16 protein-coding genes are annotated in these 18659 nt (G+C 72.6%); 11 read left to right on the top strand and 5 right to left on the bottom strand.

Translation table 11 applies throughout. The features are described 5' to 3' along the window. The first annotated feature begins 4 nt into the window (after positions 1 to 4). From M1R94_RS02965 to M1R94_RS02920, 10 genes are all read left to right on the top strand, one after another. Complete coding sequence (locus M1R94_RS02965; protein ID WP_249380177.1) at positions 5 to 313, top strand: PTS sugar transporter subunit IIBC family protein; 309 nt, start codon at positions 5 to 7, stop codon at positions 311 to 313. Beyond that, entirely contained in the window at positions 306 to 788 is a 483-nt protein-coding gene (locus M1R94_RS02960) for a PTS mannitol transporter subunit IIA (RefSeq protein WP_249380176.1), read from the top strand. The genes M1R94_RS02965 and M1R94_RS02960 overlap by 8 nt, the downstream gene beginning before the upstream one ends. Then, a complete protein-coding gene (locus M1R94_RS02955) occupies positions 785 to 1825 on the top strand; it encodes a zinc-dependent dehydrogenase (protein WP_249380175.1) in 1041 nt (346 codons plus the stop codon). The genes M1R94_RS02960 and M1R94_RS02955 overlap by 4 nt, the downstream gene beginning before the upstream one ends. 187 nt (positions 1826 to 2012) lie before the next feature. After that, entirely contained in the window at positions 2013 to 2774 is a 762-nt protein-coding gene (locus M1R94_RS02950; protein WP_249380174.1) for a DeoR/GlpR family DNA-binding transcription regulator, read from the top strand. Next, positions 2771 to 3715 (top strand): 1-phosphofructokinase family hexose kinase, encoded by a 945-nt coding sequence (locus M1R94_RS02945; protein ID WP_249380173.1) that lies wholly within the window; start codon positions 2771 to 2773, stop codon positions 3713 to 3715. The genes M1R94_RS02950 and M1R94_RS02945 overlap by 4 nt, the downstream gene beginning before the upstream one ends. A 1-nt stretch (position 3716) precedes the next feature. Beyond that, on the top strand, positions 3717 to 4175 hold the full coding sequence (locus M1R94_RS02940) for a PTS sugar transporter subunit IIA (protein WP_249380172.1): 459 nt from the start codon (positions 3717 to 3719) through the stop codon (positions 4173 to 4175). Beyond that, on the top strand, positions 4172 to 5680 hold the full coding sequence (locus M1R94_RS02935) for a PTS fructose transporter subunit IIC (protein ID WP_249380171.1): 1509 nt from the start codon (positions 4172 to 4174) through the stop codon (positions 5678 to 5680). Before M1R94_RS02940 ends, M1R94_RS02935 begins: the two co-directional genes overlap by 4 nt. A gap of 76 nt (positions 5681 to 5756) precedes the next feature. Then, positions 5757 to 6035 carry an HPr family phosphocarrier protein gene (locus M1R94_RS02930; RefSeq protein ID WP_249380170.1) on the top strand — a complete coding sequence of 93 codons (279 nt, stop codon included), beginning with the start codon at positions 5757 to 5759 and terminating at the stop codon, positions 6033 to 6035. Then, positions 6032 to 7726, top strand: coding sequence for a phosphoenolpyruvate--protein phosphotransferase (ptsP, locus tag M1R94_RS02925; protein WP_249380169.1), 1695 nt, complete (start codon positions 6032 to 6034; stop codon positions 7724 to 7726). Before M1R94_RS02930 ends, ptsP begins: the two co-directional genes overlap by 4 nt. Before the next feature lie 57 nt (positions 7727 to 7783). After that, positions 7784 to 9391 carry a succinic semialdehyde dehydrogenase gene (locus M1R94_RS02920; RefSeq protein WP_249380168.1) on the top strand — a complete coding sequence of 536 codons (1608 nt, stop codon included), beginning with the start codon at positions 7784 to 7786 and terminating at the stop codon, positions 9389 to 9391. On the opposite strand, the gene M1R94_RS02915 is transcribed toward M1R94_RS02920, so the two are convergent. The 4 genes from M1R94_RS02915 to M1R94_RS02900 all read right to left on the bottom strand — a co-directional run bounded on the left by M1R94_RS02915 (position 9359) and on the right by M1R94_RS02900 (position 17101). Then, positions 9359 to 11107 carry a diguanylate cyclase gene (locus M1R94_RS02915; RefSeq protein WP_249380167.1) on the bottom strand — a complete coding sequence of 583 codons (1749 nt, stop codon included), beginning with the start codon at positions 11105 to 11107 and terminating at the stop codon, positions 9359 to 9361. The genes M1R94_RS02920 and M1R94_RS02915 overlap by 33 nt on opposite strands. Before the next feature lie 148 nt (positions 11108 to 11255). After that, on the bottom strand, positions 11256 to 12455 hold the full coding sequence (locus M1R94_RS02910; protein WP_249380166.1) for an acetate/propionate family kinase: 1200 nt from the start codon (positions 12453 to 12455) through the stop codon (positions 11256 to 11258). Then, positions 12452 to 14542, bottom strand: coding sequence for a phosphate acetyltransferase (gene pta / locus M1R94_RS02905; protein ID WP_249380165.1), 2091 nt, complete (start codon positions 14540 to 14542; stop codon positions 12452 to 12454). The genes M1R94_RS02910 and pta overlap by 4 nt, the downstream gene beginning before the upstream one ends. A gap of 66 nt (positions 14543 to 14608) precedes the next feature. Then, the gene (locus M1R94_RS02900; protein WP_249380164.1) at positions 14609 to 17101 is read right to left on the bottom strand and encodes a phosphoketolase family protein; all 2493 of its coding nucleotides are present in this window, start codon (positions 17099 to 17101) and stop codon (positions 14609 to 14611) included. 222 nt (positions 17102 to 17323) lie between these two features. On the opposite strand from M1R94_RS02900, the gene M1R94_RS02895 reads away from it, so the two are divergent. Next, the gene (locus M1R94_RS02895; protein ID WP_249380163.1) at positions 17324 to 18241 is read left to right on the top strand and encodes an SURF1 family protein; all 918 of its coding nucleotides are present in this window, start codon (positions 17324 to 17326) and stop codon (positions 18239 to 18241) included. Here M1R94_RS02895 and arfB read toward each other — a convergent pair. Further along, entirely contained in the window at positions 18198 to 18635 is a 438-nt protein-coding gene (gene arfB / locus M1R94_RS02890) for an alternative ribosome rescue aminoacyl-tRNA hydrolase ArfB (protein ID WP_249380162.1), read from the bottom strand. The genes M1R94_RS02895 and arfB overlap by 44 nt on opposite strands. Positions 18636 to 18659: the final 24 nt, after the last annotated feature.

Genomic DNA, 18659 nt, shown 5'->3' with positions numbered 1-18659 from the left:
CCCGATGACCACCATCGACGGAACGACCGTCAAGAAGCTCGTCGTCGCCTGCGACGCCGGGATGGGCAGCAGCGTGATGCTGGCCTCGACGGTGCGCAAGCAGCTCGCGAAGAACGGGGTGACGGTCGAGCACACCTCGGTCCAGGAGATCCCGGGCGACGCCGACGTGATCCTGACCCACGCGGGGCTCGCCGAGCGCGCCCGTGGCGTCGCCGGTGGGACACCGGTGGTCGCGTTCAACTTGTTCCTGGGGGACCCGGCGGTGACGAAGGTCGTCACCGCGATCCAGAAGGGCCAGACGATCGATGTCTGACGTCGACCCGGCCGCCCTGCTCTCGCCAGGCGCCATCCGCCTGGCCGAGCGGGCGGCCGACCGGACTGAGGCCATCCGGCTCACCGGGCAGGCGCTGGTGGACTGCGGCGCCGTCGAGCCCGCCTACGTGCCCGCCATGCTCGAGCGCGAGGAGTCGGTCTCCACCTACATCGGCGAGGGAGTGGCGATCCCGCACGCGACCCTGGCCGGCAAGGACGCGGTGCTGCGGGACGCCCTGTGCTTCCTGCGGTTCCCGGACGGGGTGGACTGGGCCGGTTCCCAGGTGAACGTCTGCATCGGCATCGCGGCGAAGGGTGACGGCCACGTCGACATCCTCGCCGAGCTGGCGCAGATCCTGATCGACCCGGAGCGGGCCGCGGCACTGCGGGCGGCAGAGTCCGCCGAGACGGTGCTGGCCATGCTCACCCCCGCTCCGGAGGAGACCCCGGAGCCCACCGAAGAAGGAGAACGATGAGAGTCGCACGTTTCCACGCCCCCGGCGATGTCCGCCTGGACGACGTCCCCGAGCCGTCGCCCGGTGCCCTGGAGGTGAAGATCCGGGTGCGTGCCTGCTCGATGTGCGGCACCGACGTGAAGATCTCCAGGTTCGGCCACCACCACATCCACCCGCCGCGTGTCATGGGCCACGAGATCGCCGGGGAGGTCGTCGAGGTCGGTGGCGAGGTCGGCGGCTGGGAGGTCGGGGACCGTGTGCAGGTCATCGCGGCCATCCCCTGCGGCGAGTGCGCCTTCTGCGCCAAGGGTCAGATGAACATCTGCCCGGACCAGGTCTCGATGGGCTACCACTTCGACGGGGGCTTCGCCGAGTACATGGTGGTCCCCCAGAACGTGCTCAAGGTCGACGGGCTCAACCGGATCCCCGAGGGGCTGAGCTTCGCCGAGGCGAGCGTCGCCGAGCCCCTGGCCTGCGCGCTCAACGCGCAGGAGCTCGTGAGGATCAACCCCGGTGACGACGTCGTGGTGGTGGGTTCGGGGCCGATCGGGTGCCTGCACGTGCGCCTGGCACGCTCCTACGGTGCCGCGCGGGTGTTCCTCGTCGAGCTGAGCCGTGAGCGTCTGGACATGGCCGCCGGCCTCGTCCACCCCGACGCTGCGATCTGCAGCGAGGACGAGGACGCGGTCGAGCGCATCCGCGAGCTCACCGACGGGCGCGGCGTGGACGTGGCGATCACCGCGGCCGCCTCGGGTGCTGCGCAGGAGCAGGCGTTGCAGATGCTCGCGCGCGGTGGTCGGATCAGCTTCTTCGGCGGTCTGCCCAAGGACAAGCCCACGATCACGCTCGACTCGAACCTCGTGCACTACAGCGAGCTCACGATCGTCGGCGCGAACGGCTCGAGCCCGGAGCACAACAAGCGGGCCCTGCAGCTCATCGCCGACGGCAAGGTCCCGGTCAAGGACCTGATCACGCACCTGCTGCCGCTCGAGCAGACGCTCGAGGGCATCGGGATCGTCTCCCGCGGCGAGGCGATCAAGGTCACCATCGAACCCTGAGCGCCGGGCACGGTGCACCTCTCGGCGTCGGGCTGGTCAGCCCGGCGCCGACGGTGTGCCCGGGTGGGCGACGAGAGCATGATGGAGGGGGCGGCGACCGTGTGACTGCCGTCACATCCTGTTGACAACGGACACAAACGGAACTATACAAAGAGATAACAACATCCGAACGGATAGCGGAGCGGGCGTGTACGCAACGGAGCGACAACAGCAGATCCTGGCCCGCACGCGCAGCCAGGGCCGGGCCGAGGTCAAGAGCCTCGCCGAGATCCTCGACGTCACCCCTGAGACCGTGCGCCGCGACCTGACCGCGCTCGAGCGGCGGGGCCTGGTGCAGCGCGTGCACGGCGGGGCGGTGCCGGTGGACCGGCAGCCCTTCGAGCCGGCGCTGGCGGACCGCGAGGGCCGCATGGCCGCCCACAAGGACCGGATCGCCAAGGCGGCCCTCGACGAGCTGCCCGACGGCGGGTCGATCATCCTGGACGCGGGGACCACGACCGCCCGGCTCGCCCAGATGCTCCCGAGCGGCATCGAGCTCACCGTGGTCACCCACGCGCTGCCCGTCGCGATGCTGCTGGCCAACCGCCCGGGCATCCGCCTGCACCTGGTCGGCGGGCACGTCCGGCCCCAGACCCTGGCCGCCGTGGGCGGATGGGCCCAGCAGGCGATCGCCGAGATCCACGCCGACGTCGTCTTCCTCGGCACGAACGGGATCTCGGTCGAGCGTGGCCTGACCACGCCCGACCTGACCGAGGCGCAGGTCAAGCACGCGCTGGTCGGTGCCGCCCGACGCACCGTCGTGCTGGCCGACCACACCAAGGTCGGCCGCGCCGAGTTCGCGCACGTCGCACCGCTCGACGTGGTCGACACGCTGATCACCGACTCCGACATCGACCCCGACCTGGCCGAGGACCTCGAGGCAGCCGGTGTGGCGGTGGTGCGGGCGTGATCATCACCGTCACCCCCAACCCGAGCCTGGACCGGGCCTTCGACCTCGCGTCCCTCGAGGTCGGCGAGGTCAACCGGGCCATCGGCGTGCACGTCCACGCCGGGGGGAAGGGGATCAACGTCTCCCGCGCCCTGAGCCGGCAGGGCATCGCGACCCTCGCCGTGCTGCCCGTGGGCGGCCCCGACGGCGCGCAGCTGCTCGACGAGCTCGCCGCGCAGGAGGTCCCGACGCACGCCGTGCCGATCAGCGGCGCGACCCGCAGCAACGTGACCCTGGTGGACGGCGCCGGGGTCACCACGAAGGTCAACGCCCCCGGGCCCGGCCTGACGCCCCACGAGGTCGATGCCCTCCTCGAGGCGATCGACGCCGAGCTCGTCCGCGGTCCCCGGTGGGTCGTGGCCGCCGGGAGCCTGCCCGAGGGCGCACCCGACCTCTTCGCACGGCTGCTCGAGGTGGCGCGCCGCCGCGGGGTCCGACTGGCCCTGGACACCTCGGGGGCCCCGCTGCGTGACGCCACCCGCGCAGGGGGCATCGGCGTGGCCAAGCCCAACGACGAGGAGCTCTCCGAGCTGGTCGGCAGCCGGCTCGAGACCGTGGGGGAGGTCCGCGACGCCGCGCACGAGCTCATCGCCGCAGGGACGGCCTCGGTGCTCGTGAGCCTCGGCGTGCACGGCGCCCTGCTCGTCGAGAAGGGGGGCTGCTGGTGGGCCGGCGCTCCCGCGCTGGTCCCGCTGTCGACCGTCGGCGCGGGGGACGTGACCCTCGCCGGGTACCTCGCGGTCGAGGGCCCCGGCCCCGACCGGCTGCGCAGGGCGGTCGCCTGGGGCCGTGCCGCAGTCCTGCTGCCCGGCAGCGACGTCCCCCACCCCTCCCAGACCGAGCTCGCGGCCGTCACGGTCGTGGACAGTCCGGACCCGCACACCCCACTGAAGGAGCTGTGACGTGAGCACCACACCGCTGATCACCGCCGACCTCGTCGCCCTCGACCTCGAGGCCGCAGACCGCGACGAGGCCACCCGCGCCCTGGTCGACCTGCTGCACGCCCAGGGCAGGGTCACCGACCCCGACGGCTTCCTCGCCGACGTCCGCGCACGTGAGGCCCAGATGGCGACCGGGATGCCCGGTGGCATCGGGCTGCCGCACGCACGCTCGGTCCACGTCACGGTGCCGAGCCTCGCGGTCGCGACCGTGCCCGCAGGCGTCGACTTCGGCGCCCCCGACGGCCCCGCGACCCTGATCTTCCTCATCGCCGCCCCTGCCGAGGGCGACGGCGACCACCTGACGATCCTCGCGGCACTGGCCCGTCGGATCGTCCGTGAGTCCTTCCGCACCTCGCTGCTCGAGGCACCCGACGCGGCCACGGTGGCCGAGATCATCACCAGAGAGGTCGTGCTGCCATGAAGTTCGTCGGAGTCTCCTCCTGCCCCACCGGGATCGCCCACACCTACATGGCCGCCGAGGCCCTCGAGCAGGCGGCCCTCGCCGCCGGCCACGAGATGCACGTCGAGACGCAGGGCGCGGCGGGGTCGGTGGCCCTGGACCCGCAGCTCATCGCCGAGGCCGACGCGGTCGTCTTCGCGGCGGACCTCGAGGTCAAGGACCGCGAACGGTTCGCGGGCAAGCCGATCGTCGACGTGGGCGTGAAGAAGGCCGTCCACGACCCGACCGCGGTCATCGCCGCTGCCGTCGAGGCCGCCGAGGCTGAGGTCGCGCGGGTCGCCGCGGGCGGAGCCGCAGCCGCCCCGGTGGCCGCGCCGGCGACCAAGGTCAGCGCGAACGCCGGAACGGGCGCACGGATCCGCCAGTGGCTCATGACGGGCGTCTCGTACATGATCCCGTTCGTCGCCGCGGGCGGGATCCTCATCGCGCTCAGCTTCATGATCGGCGGCTACGAGATCGTCGACACGGACATCGTGACCGACGTCATCGAGGGCTTCTCGATCACCTCCTCGCTCAGCTGGGGGGCGCTGCTCTTCCACGTCGGCGCTGCGACGTTCGCGTTCCTGGTCCCGGTGCTGGCCGGCTTCATCGCCTACGCGATCGCCGACCGTCCTGGGCTGGCCCCCGGCTTCGTCGGTGGGGCGCTGGCCCTGGTCGTCGGTGCAGGGTTCCTGGGCGGTCTGGCCGCAGGCTTCATCGGTGGCTTCATCGCCCTGTGGATCAGCCGGTGGAAGGTCCCCAAGGGCGTCCGCGGCGTGATGCCCGTCGTCGTGACGCCACTGATCGCGACCTTCCTGACCGGGCTGGCGATGCTCGTCGTCGTCGGGCCGCCGCTCAAGGCCGTGTCCGACGGCCTGACCAGCTGGCTCGGAGGTCTGTCCGGATCCAACCTCATCCTGCTGGGTGTGCTGCTCGGCCTGATGATGGCCTTCGACATGGGCGGACCGGTCAACAAGGTCGCCTACGCCTTCGCCGCGACAGGCCTGACCGCGGCGGGCACGGCCGCGCTGGCCGGGGCGCCCGAGTTCCGCATCATGGCGGCCGTGATGGCCGCCGGGATGACCCCGCCGCTTGGTCTCGCCCTGGCCACCGCGGTGCGCGGTGCGCTCTTCACCGAGGCCGAGCGGGAGAACGGCAAGGCCGCGTGGCTGCTCGGTGCCTCCTTCATCACCGAGGGTGCCATCCCGTTTGCGGCCGCCGATCCGCTGCGGGTCATCCCCTCGCTCATGCTCGGCTCGGGCATCACCGGCGGGATCGTCATGGCCTTCGGTTCCGGCCTGCGGGCCCCGCACGGCGGAGTCTGGGTGACGCCCCTGATCAGCCAGCCGTTCGGGTTCATCGTCGCGGTGATCGTCGGTACCGTGATCACCGCCCTGGCCGTGATCCTCGTCAAGGGCCTGCGTCGCCCCCCGGCCACCGACGCTGTCGTCGCAGGTCAGGAGGACCGCTCAGCAGTCACCGCCTGACCCTCGCACCACCTCCCACCGGCGGCGGCCCGCCCGTCGCCGGTGGGGGACCATCCCTTCGAGAACGGAACCGACCATGCCGCACCGCACCGTTGCCGTCGCCTCGCGCGTCGGACTGCACGCCCGCCCCGCCGCGCTCTTCTCGCAGGCGGCCGCTGCCAGCGGTCTGCCCGTGACCATCGCGCACGGCGACCGACCGCCCGTCGACGCCTCGAGCGTCCTGATGGTGATGACCCTGGGTGCCAAGCACGGCGCCGAGGTCACCATCGCCGCCGAGGGCGACGGCGCGGACGAGGTGCTCGACCGCCTGGCCGAGCTGCTCGAGACCGACCTGGACGCCCCGGAGCAGTCGTGACCACCCCCGACCCGCGCGAGCTGCACGGCTTCGGGGTCGGGCGGGGTGCGGCGGTCGGTCCGGTCGCCCGCGCCCACCCCGCACCGCACGTGGCCCAGGACCTCCCCGCCCCGCTGGACCTCGAGGCGGCGAAGGCCGCCGCCGAGGCCTCCTTCGCGGCGGTCGGGAAGGGCCTCCAGGCCCGCGCCGACGAGGCGGCCGGGACCCTCGCCGAGGTCCTGGGCGCCACGGCGTTGATGGCCAAGGACCCCGCGCTGCTGGCGCAGGTGCGCACCCGGATCGACGGTGGAGCGGCAGCGGTCGTCGCCGTGGACCGCGCCATCACCGAGTTCAGCGACATGTTCCTGGCCGCGGGCGGGTACCTCGCCGAGCGGGTGACCGACCTGCGCAGCGTGCGCGACCGGGTCGTGGCCCACCTCGAGGGACTGCCCGAGCCCGGTGTGCCCACCCTGAGCCGGCCGAGCGTCGTCGTCGCGGACGACCTCGCGCCGGCCGACACCGCGGCTCTCGAGCTCGACAAGGTCCTGGCGATCGTCATCGAGCACGGCGGCCCCACGGGGCACACCGCGATCATCGCCGGTCAGCTGGGGATCCCGTGCGTGGTGCGGGTCATCGGTGCGACGTCGCTCCAGGACGGGGTCGAGGTCGCGGTCGACGCCGCCACCGGGACCGTCGTGGTCGGGCCCGACGACGACGTCCGGCAGCGGGTCGAGGCGCGGCGGACCGCGCTCGCGGCCCTCGAGCAGGACACCGCGCCCGGGGCCACGGCGGACGGGCACGCGGTCGCGCTGCTCGCCAACATCGGCACCGCGGAGGACGCCGAGCGGATCGCCGACGTCGCGGTCGAGGGGGTCGGGCTCTTCCGTACCGAGGTGCTCTTCCTGGGACGGACGTCGGCGCCCACCGAGGACGAGCAGGCCGAGGTGTACGCGCGGGTGCTCACCGCCCTGGGCGGTCGCAAGGTGGTCATCCGCACCCTGGACGCGGGGGCGGACAAGCCGCTGGCCTTCGTCACCCAGGCGGGTGAGGAGAACCCTGCCCTCGGGGTGCGGGGCTTCCGCCTGGTGCGGACCGCCGAGGACCTGCTGCGCACCCAGCTCGCGGCGATCGGTCGGGCCGCGGCCCAGACCGGCCAGGAGCCGTGGGTGATGGCACCGATGGTCGCCACGGTCGACGAGGCCGCGCAGTTCGCCGCGATCGCGCGCGACTGCGGGGTACGCACCGTGGGAGTCATGGTCGAGGTCCCCTCAGCGGCGCTGCGGGCCCGCGACGTGGTGCAGGAGGTCGACTTCGTCTCGCTCGGGACCAACGACCTCGCGCAGTACACGATGGCCACCGACCGGCTGCGGGGCGAGCTGGTGGACCTGCTCGACCCGTGGCAGCCGGCCGTGCTGGACCTGGTGGCGATCACCGCTCGCGCCGGTGCCGAGGGCGGCACCCCCGTGGGGGTCTGCGGCGAGTCCGCAGCCGACCCGGTGATGGCGCTGGTCCTGACCGGCATGGGGGTGACGAGCCTGTCGATGTCTCCCGCGGCGGTGGCCGGGGTGCGGTTCGCCCTGGGCCGTCACAGCCTGGAGACCTGCCAGCGGATCGCCGAGGCAGCGACGGCCGGGCGGACCGCGACCGAGTCACGGGCGGCGGCACTCGAGCTCGTCGACCCGCAGGTGCGTGAGGTGCTGGCCCTGGGCTGAGGACCCGGAGCGACGACCCCGTCCGGCCGGCCCGGGCGGGGTCGTAGCCTGGGTCGCATGACACCTGACGCCGACGTCATCGACCCCGAGGTCGACCCGCGCGCCACGTGGGCGGTGGACCCGCAGGAGGTACGGCGGCTCGCCGAGCACGTGGTGACCTCGCCGGGAGCCGGGGTGCACCTGACGCGCAGCCCCCTCACGGACGCCCCGCTGGCCCAGGTCCCGCTCTCCACCCCGGAGGACGTGGGTTCGGCGGTCGCCCGGGTCCGGCTGGCCCAGCGGCTGTGGGCGCGGACCCCGCTGCGCGGGCGGGCCAGGGTGCTGCTGCGGGTCCACGACCTGGTGCTGGACCGGCAGTCGGAGGTGCTCGACCTCATCCAGCTCGAGTCGGGCAAGGCCCGCGCGAGCGCCTACGAGGAGGTCGCCGATGTCGCCCTGGTGGCGCGCCACTACGCCCGCGGGGTCGAGCGGTACCTCGCCCCGCGCCGGGTCCGGGGGCTGGTGCCGGGCCTGACCGGCGTGACGATCCATCGGCACCCGGTCGGTGTGGTGGGGGTCGTGGCGCCGTGGAACTACCCGTTGACCCTTGCCCTCGGCGACACGCTCACCGCGCTCGCGGCCGGCAACGGCGTGGTCGTCAAGCCGGACCTCCAGACCTCGTTGACGACCCTCTGGGCCGTGGACCTGCTGCTCGAGGCGGGCCTGCCCGAGGGTCTCGTGCAGGTGGTGACCGGGGACGGCCCGGGGGTCGGCGCACGCCTGGTGGACAGCGTGGACCACGTCGTGTTCACCGGGTCGACGGCGACCGGGCGCACCGTGGCCGAGAGTGCCGGCCGGCGTCTGGTCGGCGCGACGCTCGAGCTCGGCGGCAAGAACGCGCTGTACGTGGCCGACGACGCGGCCCCCGACATCGCGGCCGAAGGGGCCGTGCGAGCCTGCTTCGCCAACACCGGCCAGCTGTGCGTGTCGGTCGAGCGGATCGTGCTGCACGAGGGTGTCGCCGACGCGTTCCTGGCGGCCTTCGTGCCCCGCGTGCGGGCGCTGCGCCTGGGCGCCGGCCTGGACTACTCGGCCGACGTCGGCTCTCTCACCTCCGCCGCACAGCTCGAGCGGGTCCAGGACCATGTCGAGGACGCCCTCGCCCGCGGCGCGACCGTGCTCACCGGGGCGGTCCACCGTCCCGACGTCGGACCGCTCTTCTACGAGCCCACGGTGCTGTCCGACGTCCCTCCGGACGCGGTGCTGTCCACCGAGGAGACCTTCGGCCCCGTCGTGTCCGTGCAGCGGGTGCGCGACGACGATGACGCCCTCGCGGTGATCAACGGCAGCGACCACGGGCTCAACGCGAGCGTGTGGACCGCCGACGTCGCCCGCGGTCGTCGTCTCGCGGTCCGCATCGAGGCCGGCACCGTCAACGTCAACGACGGCTACACCGCGGTCTGGGGCTCGACGGCCGCCCCCATGGGTGGCGTCAAGGACTCGGGGCTGGGGCGTCGGCACGGTGCCGAGGGGATCTGGTCGACCACCTGGACCCAGACGGTCGCGGTGCAGCGTGGCACCCACGGTGGGTGGGGCCTGGGCCGGCTCTACGCCCTGCCGGCCGAACGGTGGACCAGGGTCTTCACCGGCGCGCTACGGGTGATGAAGGCACTCGGGCTGCGCTGAGGGCGGGTCCACCGGGGTGCGGTACCCCACGCGGTTGCCGTTCGGGTGCTCGGGCGCACCGGTGCGCAGCCTGTCGCGGCCAGACTCGACCGACGCACGGGTCACCACGCGGTCGCGCCCGCCGGCCTTGGCCGCGTAGAGGTAGGTGTCCGCACGGGCCATGAGCCGGTCCGCGGGCTCGCCGGGGTCGCGGGTCGCCGCACCGATGCTGATCGTGACGGTCAGACCCGGGGCGAGGTCCTCCCACCGTGCCCCGGAGATCGCGGCACGGATCCGTTCGCAGACGGTGTCCACCCGCGCGGGACCGTCCTCGGTCGCCGCGAGAAGCACAGCGATCTCCTCACCACCGATCCGGGCCACCAGGTCGGTGCCTCGCACGGCGGCCGCGACGATGCGGCCCACCCGGCGGAGCACCTCGTCACCCACCCCGTGCGAGTACCGGTCGTTGACACCCTTGAAGTCGTCAAGATCGGCCAGGACGCAGGTCAGGTCGGAGTCGGCCGAGGCCGTGCGCGCCGCGAGAGCCGTGTCGAAGCTGCGGCGGTTCGCGAGCCCGGTCAGCGGGTCGTGGGTCGCGTCGTAGGCGAGCTCGCGGTTGATCACCTCGAGGTGCTCGGAGCGCACCCGCTGCAGCTCGGCGGCGACCCGGGCGCGCTCGAGGTCCAGCTGGGCGTTGACCGCCCGGCCGCGGCGCTCGGCCGCGTCCTCACGCTGCTTGAGCGTGGCGGTGAGCAGCTCGCGGTGGGCGGCGAGGGCAGCACCGAGGTCACCGCGCTGCTCGTGGACGGTGACGAGCTCGGTGAGCAGGTGCACCCGCTCGAACGTGCGCTGCAGGCCGTCGCTGACCCGCAGCCCGGTCTCGAGGGCGGCGACCGCCTCGTCGAGCTCTCCGCGCAGACGATGCAGCCGTCCGCGGCCCGAGGCGAGCGAGATCGCCAGGTGCGGGGTGTCGACCAGCCCTGCCATCGCGGCGACCTCGTCGAGCGGTTGCTGGGCCTCGTCGAGCCGACCGCAGGCCATCAGCGCGAGGGCCTCCTTGACCAGCGTCTCGGCGACGAGCCGGGGGTTGCCGCCCACGGCGCGTCCGTGCGCGACGGCCTTCCGGGCGGTCACGACCGCCCCCTGCGCCAGGCGATCCGCGCCGGCCGGGTCCTCGGCGACCAGCTCCGCGCTCAGGGTGACGTCGAGCGACGCGAGGTGGGACAGGCTCGCGCACATCCCGTGGTGGTCGTTCATCTCGACGAACATCGAGTGGGCCTCGCGCAGCAGGTCCCGCGCCCGGTCCAGGAACAGGCCCATCTCCTCGAACGTCACACCCAGGTTGTTCAGCGAGGCTGCGATCCCGTAGGTGTCACCGATCTCGCGGCGGAGCTCCAAGGACTGCTCGAGCAGCTCGATGGCGGTGGCGTTGTCCCCGAAGCCGCTGTGGACCGCACCGAGGCCCCCGACGACCCGGGCCTCCCACCGCTGGTCGCCGAGCTCGCGGGCGACTCCCAGGGCGTGCTCCATCGCCGCCATCGCCTCGTGGTCCTGCGAGAGCAGGTAGTGGGAGAACCCGGCGTAGTAGGAGATCTGCATCTCGGCGAGACGGTCGCCGGCTGCCCTGGACAACGCCAGGCCTCTGGCCGCACCTTCGACACACGCCGCGGGGTGGGAGCTGCTCGTCTCGTCGGCGTGCGCGACCGCACGAGCCAGCTCGGTCGTGCTGCTCGTCATGGCACCCCCTGGGTGGGCTCTGGACAGCCTGCTCCTGGTACCTATCGACCACGACGCCTCGCGCGTGAGGGCTCGGGCCTGTGACGTTGCCGGGCCCAGGCCCAGGCCCAGGCCCAGTCCCGGGCCCGGGGTGAGGCCGCGCCCGGGCTCAGGCCTCCCGGGCGATGGTGGCCAACGCCTCGCGCGCGATCTCGAGCTCCTCGTTGGTGGGCACGACCAGCACGGTGACCTCGGCGCCGTCAGGGGAGATGACCGTGTCGGTCTTCTTGCGGCCCTCGTTGCGGACCGGGTCCACCTGGATGCCGAGCCGCTCGAGCCCGGTCAGGGAGAGCTCGCGGACGACGTCGTCGTTCTCGCCCGCACCGGCGGTGAAGACGACGGCGTCGACCCGGCCGAGGTGGGCGTAGTACGCACCCACGTAGTGCTTGAGCCGGTGGCAGTAGACGTCGAGCGCGAGTCGGGCGTCCTGGTCGCCGGCGGCGATCGCGTCGTGGATGTCGCGCATGTCGCTCGCGCCGGCCAGGCCGAGCATGCCCGAGCGTCGGTTGAGCAGCGCGTCGATCTCGTCCGTGCTCATCCCCGCGACCCGCTGGAGGTGGAAGATCACGGCCGGGTCGATGTCCCCCGAACGGGTCCCCATCACCAGGCCCTCGAGCGGGGTCAGCCCCATCGACGTCTCGACCGAGCGGCCGCCGCGCACAGCGGTGATCGACGCCCCGTTGCCGAGGTGGGCGATGATCACGTTCACGTCGGCCGGGTCCTTGCCGAGCAGCTCGGCGGTGCGCTGCGTGACGTAGGCGTGCGAGGTGCCGTGGAAGCCGTAGCGCCGGATGCCGTGCTCGCGGGCCACGTCGCGGTCGATCGCGTAGGTGTACGACTCAGGAGCGAGGGTCGCGTGGAAGGACGTGTCGAAGACCGCGACGTGCGGCAGGTCGGGGAAGGCCCGGCGCGCGGCCCGGATGCCGTCGAGGTTCGGCGGGTTGTGCAGCGGGGCGAGGGTCGACAGCTCCTCGATCGCGGACTCGACCTCGTCGTCGATCACGGCCGGGCCCGAGAACCGGGCGCCACCCTGGACCACGCGGTGACCGACGGCCGCGAGGTCCTTCGGGTCGAGCTGCGGGCCGTGGGCCGCGAACAGCTCGAGGATCGTCGCGATCCCGGCCTCGTGGTCGACGACCGGCTGCTCGAGAACCGTCTTGCCCTGCGGTCCCTCGTGCTTGATCGCCCCGACCGGCTGGCCGATCCGCTCGAGCAGACCGGTGGCCAGCGACTCCCCGGACACCCCGTCGAGCAGCTGGTACTTGATCGAGGACGAACCGGAGTTGATGACGAGGACCTTCGAGCTCACGGGTTTGCTCCTTGTGCGGCCTCGAGCGAGGCCAGGGACTGGGCCTGGATGGCGGTGATGGCGACGGTGTTGACGATGTCCCCGACGAGCGCGCCGCGGGAGAGGTCGTTGACGGGCTTGCGCAGACCCTGCAGGACCGGGCCGATGGCCACGGCCCCGGCAGAGCGCTGCACGGCCTTGTAGGTGTTGTTGCCGGTGTTGAGGTCGGGGAAGATGAAGACGGTCGCGCGTCCGGCCACGGTCGAGTCGGGCATCTTGGTCTGGGCGACCGAGGCGTCCACCGCGGCGTCGTACTGGATGGGCCCCTCGACGCTCAGGTCGGGCCGGCGCTCGCGGACCAGGGCTGTCGCCGCGCGGACCTTCTCCACGTCGGCCCCGGTGCCCGACTCCCCGGTCGAGTAGGACAGCATCGCGATGCGCGGTTCGATGCCGAACTGCGCGGCGGTCTCGGCCGAGGAGATCGCGATGTCGGCGAGCTGCTCGGCGGTCGGGTCCGGGTTGACCGCGCAGTCGCCGTAGACCAGCACGCGGTCCTCGAGGCACATCAGGAAGACGCTCGAGACGATCGACACGTCCGGGACCGTCTTGATGATCTCGAACGCCGGCTTGATCGTGTGGGCGGTGGTGTGGATCGCCCCCGAGACCATGCCGTCAGCCAGCCCCTTCTGGACCATCATCGTCCCGAAGTAGGAGACCGAGCCGACGATCTCGCGGGCACGCTCGACCGTCATGCCGCGGTGCTTGCGCAGCTCGGCGTAGTCCTCGGCGAAGCGCTCGTGCAGCTCCCCGTCGCGGGGGTCCACGACGGCCGCCTCGGCGATGTTCAGACCCAGCTCGGTGGCCCGGGCCCGGATCGTGACCTCGCTGCCGAGGATCGTCAGCTGGGCGACACCGCGCTGCAGCAGGGTGCTCGCGGCCCGCAGGATGCGGTCGTCGCTGCCCTCGGGGAGCACGATGTGCTTGCGGTCGCCGCGGGCGCGGTCGAGCAGCTCGTACTCGAACATCAGCGGGGTGACGACCGAGGGGCGCGAGACGTCGAGGCTGGCCAGCAGGGTCTCGCCGTCGACGTGCTTCTCGAACAGGGCGAGTGCGGTGTCGACCTTGCGCTGGGAGTCGGCCGAGAGCCGGCCGCGGGTGGCCGCGGCGGCGCTCGCGGTGCGGAAGGTCCCGAGGTCGGTGCGGATGATCGGCAGTCGTTGCCCGAGGCCGCCGACCAGCCGGGCGACCGGGGGCGGAGGGTAGAAGCCACCGTTGAGGATGATCCCGGCCAGGGAGGGGAAGCCCTCGGCCGCGTGCGCGGTGAGCAGCCCGAGGAGGATGTCCGACCGGTCCCCGGGCGTGATGATCACAGCCCCGTCAGTCAGCTTGTCGAGCAGGTGCTCGATCGACATGGCGCCCACGAGCAGGTCCAGGGCCTCGCGGGAGAGGAGCTCCTCGTCGCCTGCCGCGAGCCGACCGCCCACGGCCTCCATCAGCGCGCGCACCGTCGGGGCGTTGAGCAGCTGGTCCTCGGGCAGGGTCCAGGCAGGCAGGCTCTTGCCCAGGGCGGCCCGGACGGTCACGAGCTCCTCGGGGGCGCAGCGGTTCGCCACGACCCCGATGACCTGGGCGTGGTGGGTGCGCAGCTCGGCGACGCATACGTCGACGATCTGGCGCACCTCGTCGGGTCGGCGCTCGGCCCCCCGCACGACCAGCAGTGCGGGGGCGCCGAGGTTGGCCGCGATCCGTGCGTTGTACGACAGCTCGGTCGGCCCTGCGACGTCGGTGTAGTCGGTACCGACGATCACCACGACGTCGCACTTGCGGTCGACCTCGTGATACCTCGAGACGATCCGCGAGAGCGCGGCGTCGGGGTCGGCGTGCACCTCCTCGTAGGTGACGCCCACGCACTCCTCGTACGTCAGGTCGACGCCGTCGTGCGCGAGGAGCAGCTCGAGCACGTAGTCGTCGTGGTGGGTCGAGCGCGCGACGGGGCGGAAGACCCCGACCCTCTGCACGCTGCGGGTCAGCAGGTCCAGGACGCCCAGGGCGATCGTCGACTTGCCGGTGTCGCCCTCGGCCGAGGTGATGTAGATGCTTCTCGCCACGATGTGGTCCGTACCGTTCTCTTCGTCCGTGCGTTGCTTCCCGTGCTCGACCCGACCTGCCGGGACCTACTCGTTGTCACCGCCGGTGACAGCGGTGGTGGTCACGGAGTCCCTGGCAGGGCCGCCGTCCTGGGTTGCAGTCTCCCCTACGTCGGGCCAGACCCAGTCACGGATCTCGGGGACGTCCTCGCCGTGCAGGCGGGTGTACTGCCGGGCGTGCAGGCGCGCGTCGACCATCTCCTGACGCAGCCCCGCGGCCCTCGAGCCCAGCCCGGGGACCCGGTCGATGACGTCGATCACCAGGTGGAAGCGGTCGAGGTCGTTGAGCATCACCATGTCGAACGGCGTGGTGGTGGTGCCCTCCTCCTTGTACCCGCGCACGTGCAGGTTGCCGTGCCCGGCCCGGCGGTAGGTGAGGCGGTGGATCAGCCACGGGTACCCGTGGTAGGCGAAGATGATCGGCTTGTCGGCGGTGAACAGGGTGTCGAAGTCGCGGTCGCTCAGCCCGTGCGGGTGCTCGCGCTCGTCCTGCAGGCGCATCAGGTCGACCACGTTGACCACCCGGACCTTGAGGTCGGGCAGGTGCCGGCGCAGCAGGTCCGCGGCGGCGAGCACCTCGAGGGTCGGGACGTCGCCCGCGCAACCCAGCACGACGTCGGGGGACTCCCCACGGGTCTCGGTGCCGGCCCACTCCCAGATGCCCAGTCCGCGCGCGCAGTGCGCGACCGCCTCGTCCATGGTCAGGAAAGTCGGGGCGGGCTGCTTGCCGGCCACCACCACGTTGACGTAGTCGCGGCTGCGCATGACGTGGTCGTAGGTGGCCAGCAGGGTGTTGGCGTCCGGCGGGAGGTAGACCCGGACGATCTCGGCCTTCTTGTTGACCACGTGGTCGATGAAGCCGGGGTCCTGGTGGGAGAAGCCGTTGTGGTCCTGGCGCCACACGTGCGAGGTCAGCAGGTAGTTGAGCGACGCGATGGGTCGACGCCACGGGATCTCGCGGGTGACCTTGAGCCACTTGGCGTGCTGGTTGACCATCGAGTCGATGATGTGGATGAACGCCTCGTAGCAGCTGAAGACGCCGTGGCGCCCGGTCAGCAGGTACCCCTCGAGCCACCCCTGGCACTGGTGCTCGGACAGCATCTCCATGACGCGTCCGGCGCGCGCGAGGTTGTCGTCCTGGGGGATGATCTCGGCCGCCCAGGCCTTGTCGGTGACGTCGAAGACGGCCTGCAGACGGTTGGACGCGGTCTCGTCGGGGCCGAAGAGCCGGAAGTTGTCCGGGTTCGCCTCGACGACCGCCGCGAGCCACTGGCCGAGCACCTTGGTCGCCTCGGCGATCGTGGCACCCGGGGTGGCGACGTCGACCGCGAAGTCGCGGAAGTCGGGCAGCCTCAGGTCGTGCAGCAGCTGGCCGCCGTTCGCGTGCGGCGTCGCGCTCATCCTCAGCGTGCCCTCGGGGGCGAGCCGGGCGACGTCGGGCACCAGGGCACCGGTCGCGTCGAAGAGCTCCTCGGGGCGGTACGAGCGCAACCACCCGTCCAGCACCTGGAGGTGGGCGTCGGTGTCCCGGGCGCTGGCCAGCGGGACCTGGTGCGAGCGCCAGGAGTCCTCGACCTGCTTGCCGTCGATGACCGGCGGGCAGGTCCACCCCTTGGGGGTGCGCAGGATGATCATCGGCCACAGCGGTCGCTCGGTGAGCGTCCCCTCGCGTGCGGACGCCTTGATCTGGCTGATCTGGTTGAGCACCTCGTCCAGCACCTGAGCCATCCGCTGGTGCACCGCGGTCGGGTCCTCGCCGTCGAAGCCGCCCGAGACCACGTACGGGGTGTGCCCGTAGCCGCGCATCAGCTCGAGGAGCTCGCTCTCGGGGATGCGGGCCAGGACGGTGGGGTTGGCGATCTTGTAGCCGTTGAGGTGCAGGATCGGCAGCACGACCCCGTCGTTGACCGGGTCGACGAACTTGTTCGAGTGCCAGCTGGTCGCGAGCGGGCCGGTCTCGGCCTCGCCGTCGCCGACGACCGCAGCGACCAGCAGGTCGGGGTTGTCGAAGGCCGCGCCGTAGGCGTGCGAGAGGGCGTAGCCGAGCTCACCGCCCTCGTGGATCGAGCCGGGGGTCTCGGGGGCGACGTGGCTGGGGATGCCGCCGGGGAAGGAGAACTGGCGGAACAGCTTGCGCATGCCCTCGGTGTCGGTCGTGATGTCGGTGTAGACCTCGGAGTAGGTCCCGTCGAGATAGGCGTTGGCCACCAGGCCCGGTCCACCGTGTCCCGGTCCGGTCACGTACAGGGTCGACTGACGGCGTTCCCCGATGACGCGGTTGAGGTGGGCGTACAGGAAGTTCAGGCCCGGAGTGGTGCCCCAGTGGCCGAGCAGGCGCGGCTTGACGTGGTCGCGGTGCAGCGGCTCGGCGAGCAGGGGGTTGTCCAGCAGGTAGATCTGGCCGACCGAGAGGAAGTTCGACGCGCGCCACCAGGCGTCCACCCGGCTCAGGGTCGCGTCGTCGAGCGGTTCGACCTCGCGCGAGGGCCAGCCGGAGGGGACTTCGAGGACTGTGGTCATCGTGACGACTCCAGGGCTGGGAGCGGGCACGGCGGGTGCACCCCGTCGTGTGTGCCCAGCCTGCCGGGCGCCCCACCAAAGACATGGGACGTTTGGCCCCGAGGCGGCTCGTCACCCCGCGTGCGCCGGTGTGACATGGGACACCAGGCCATGGCACCACATGTGCGGGTGCGGCGCAGCAGGTGGGTCTCACGAGTCCAGTGCTGCAGGTAGCGTGGTGGGGTGAGTCCGAGGGCGCCGTCGTACCTCCGCACCGCGCTGACCCCACGGATGCTCGTGCTGCTGGTGCTCCTGCTCGCCGCGGCCGCGGTGTGCGGACGGCTCGGGGTGTGGCAGCTCGACCGTGCCCAGGTGCGCGGGGAGGCCGCCGCGCGGGCCGAGGTGGCTGCGGTCGAGCCGCTCGACGACGTGCTCGCACCCCAGACCACCTTTCGCGGTGACCTGGTCGGTCGCCAGGTGACGGTGTCCGGCCAGTTCGAGGGGACCACCCTGCTGGTCCCGGGCCGGGCGCTGGACGGCGAGACCGGCTACCTCCTGCTCGACGCCCTGCGGGTCGCACCCGTGACGGGCACCGCCGGGACCGGCGAGGCCGCGTCCGGGCCGGTCCTGGCCGTGGTGCGCGGCTGGGTCGACGAGACGGCCGCGCGGGACGTGCCCCGACCCCCCGCCGGGGAGGTCGACCTGCTCGGCTACCTCCAGGCCGGCGAGGCCGCCGGGGAACGAGGCCTGCCCCCCGGTCAGGTCGAGGCGGTCAGCCCGGCCCAGCTGGTGAACCGCTGGGGCGGCCCGATCTACTCGGGCTACCTGGTGCTGGTCGAGCCGCTGCCCGGCCAGTCTGCCGAGGTCGCCCTGCTGCCCCCGCCCGGCGGTGGCGGGGGCGGGCTGGACCTGCAGAACCTGGCCTATGCCGTGCAGTGGTGGATCTTCGGCGGGTTCGCCGTGCTGCTCTGGCTCCGGATGGTCCGGGACGAGGCCCGCGCCGAGGTCGAGGACGAGGACGGTCCCGGCGAGCCGGACGGTCCCGACGAGCCGGCCGGCCCGGGCGAGGACTCGACGCAGCGGGTCGGTGAGCGCAGCGGTCGGTCGGCGGACGAGCTCAGTCGCCTGACGACCCCGACGGTCGGCGGCGCAGCGACTTGACGTCGCGTCGTTGACGCTCGGCGGTGACCCGGCGCGTCCGGGAGGCTCGGCTCGGCCGCGCCGGGCGCCGAGGGGCGGCCGGTGGTCGCAGGGCTTCGTCGACCAGTGCTGTGAGCCGGGCCAGGGCGGCCTCGCGGTTGCGACGTTGGGCGCGGTGCTCGGAGGCGGTGACGGTGAGCACCCCGTGGCGGAGCCGACCCTCCAGGTGCGCCAGAGCACGGGCGCGCCGGGCCTCGTCCAGAGCAGGGCTGCCCGCCACGTCCCAGGAGAGCTCGACCCGGGAGTCGGTGGTGTTCACCCCTTGCCCGCCGGGCCCGCTCGAGCGGGAGAACCGCCAGCTCAGCTCGGCATCGTCGACGACGATCCCGCACTGCAGACGGAGTGGACCCAGCACGGGTACCACCCTGCCCGTCCGGGG

This window comes from Actinotalea alkalitolerans, assembly GCF_023369855.1.
In the GTDB taxonomy this organism is placed as follows: Bacteria; Actinomycetota; Actinomycetes; order Actinomycetales; family Cellulomonadaceae; genus Actinotalea.
Note: the sequence above shows the minus strand (reverse complement) of the source record. Positions and strands in the feature narration are given on the sequence as shown.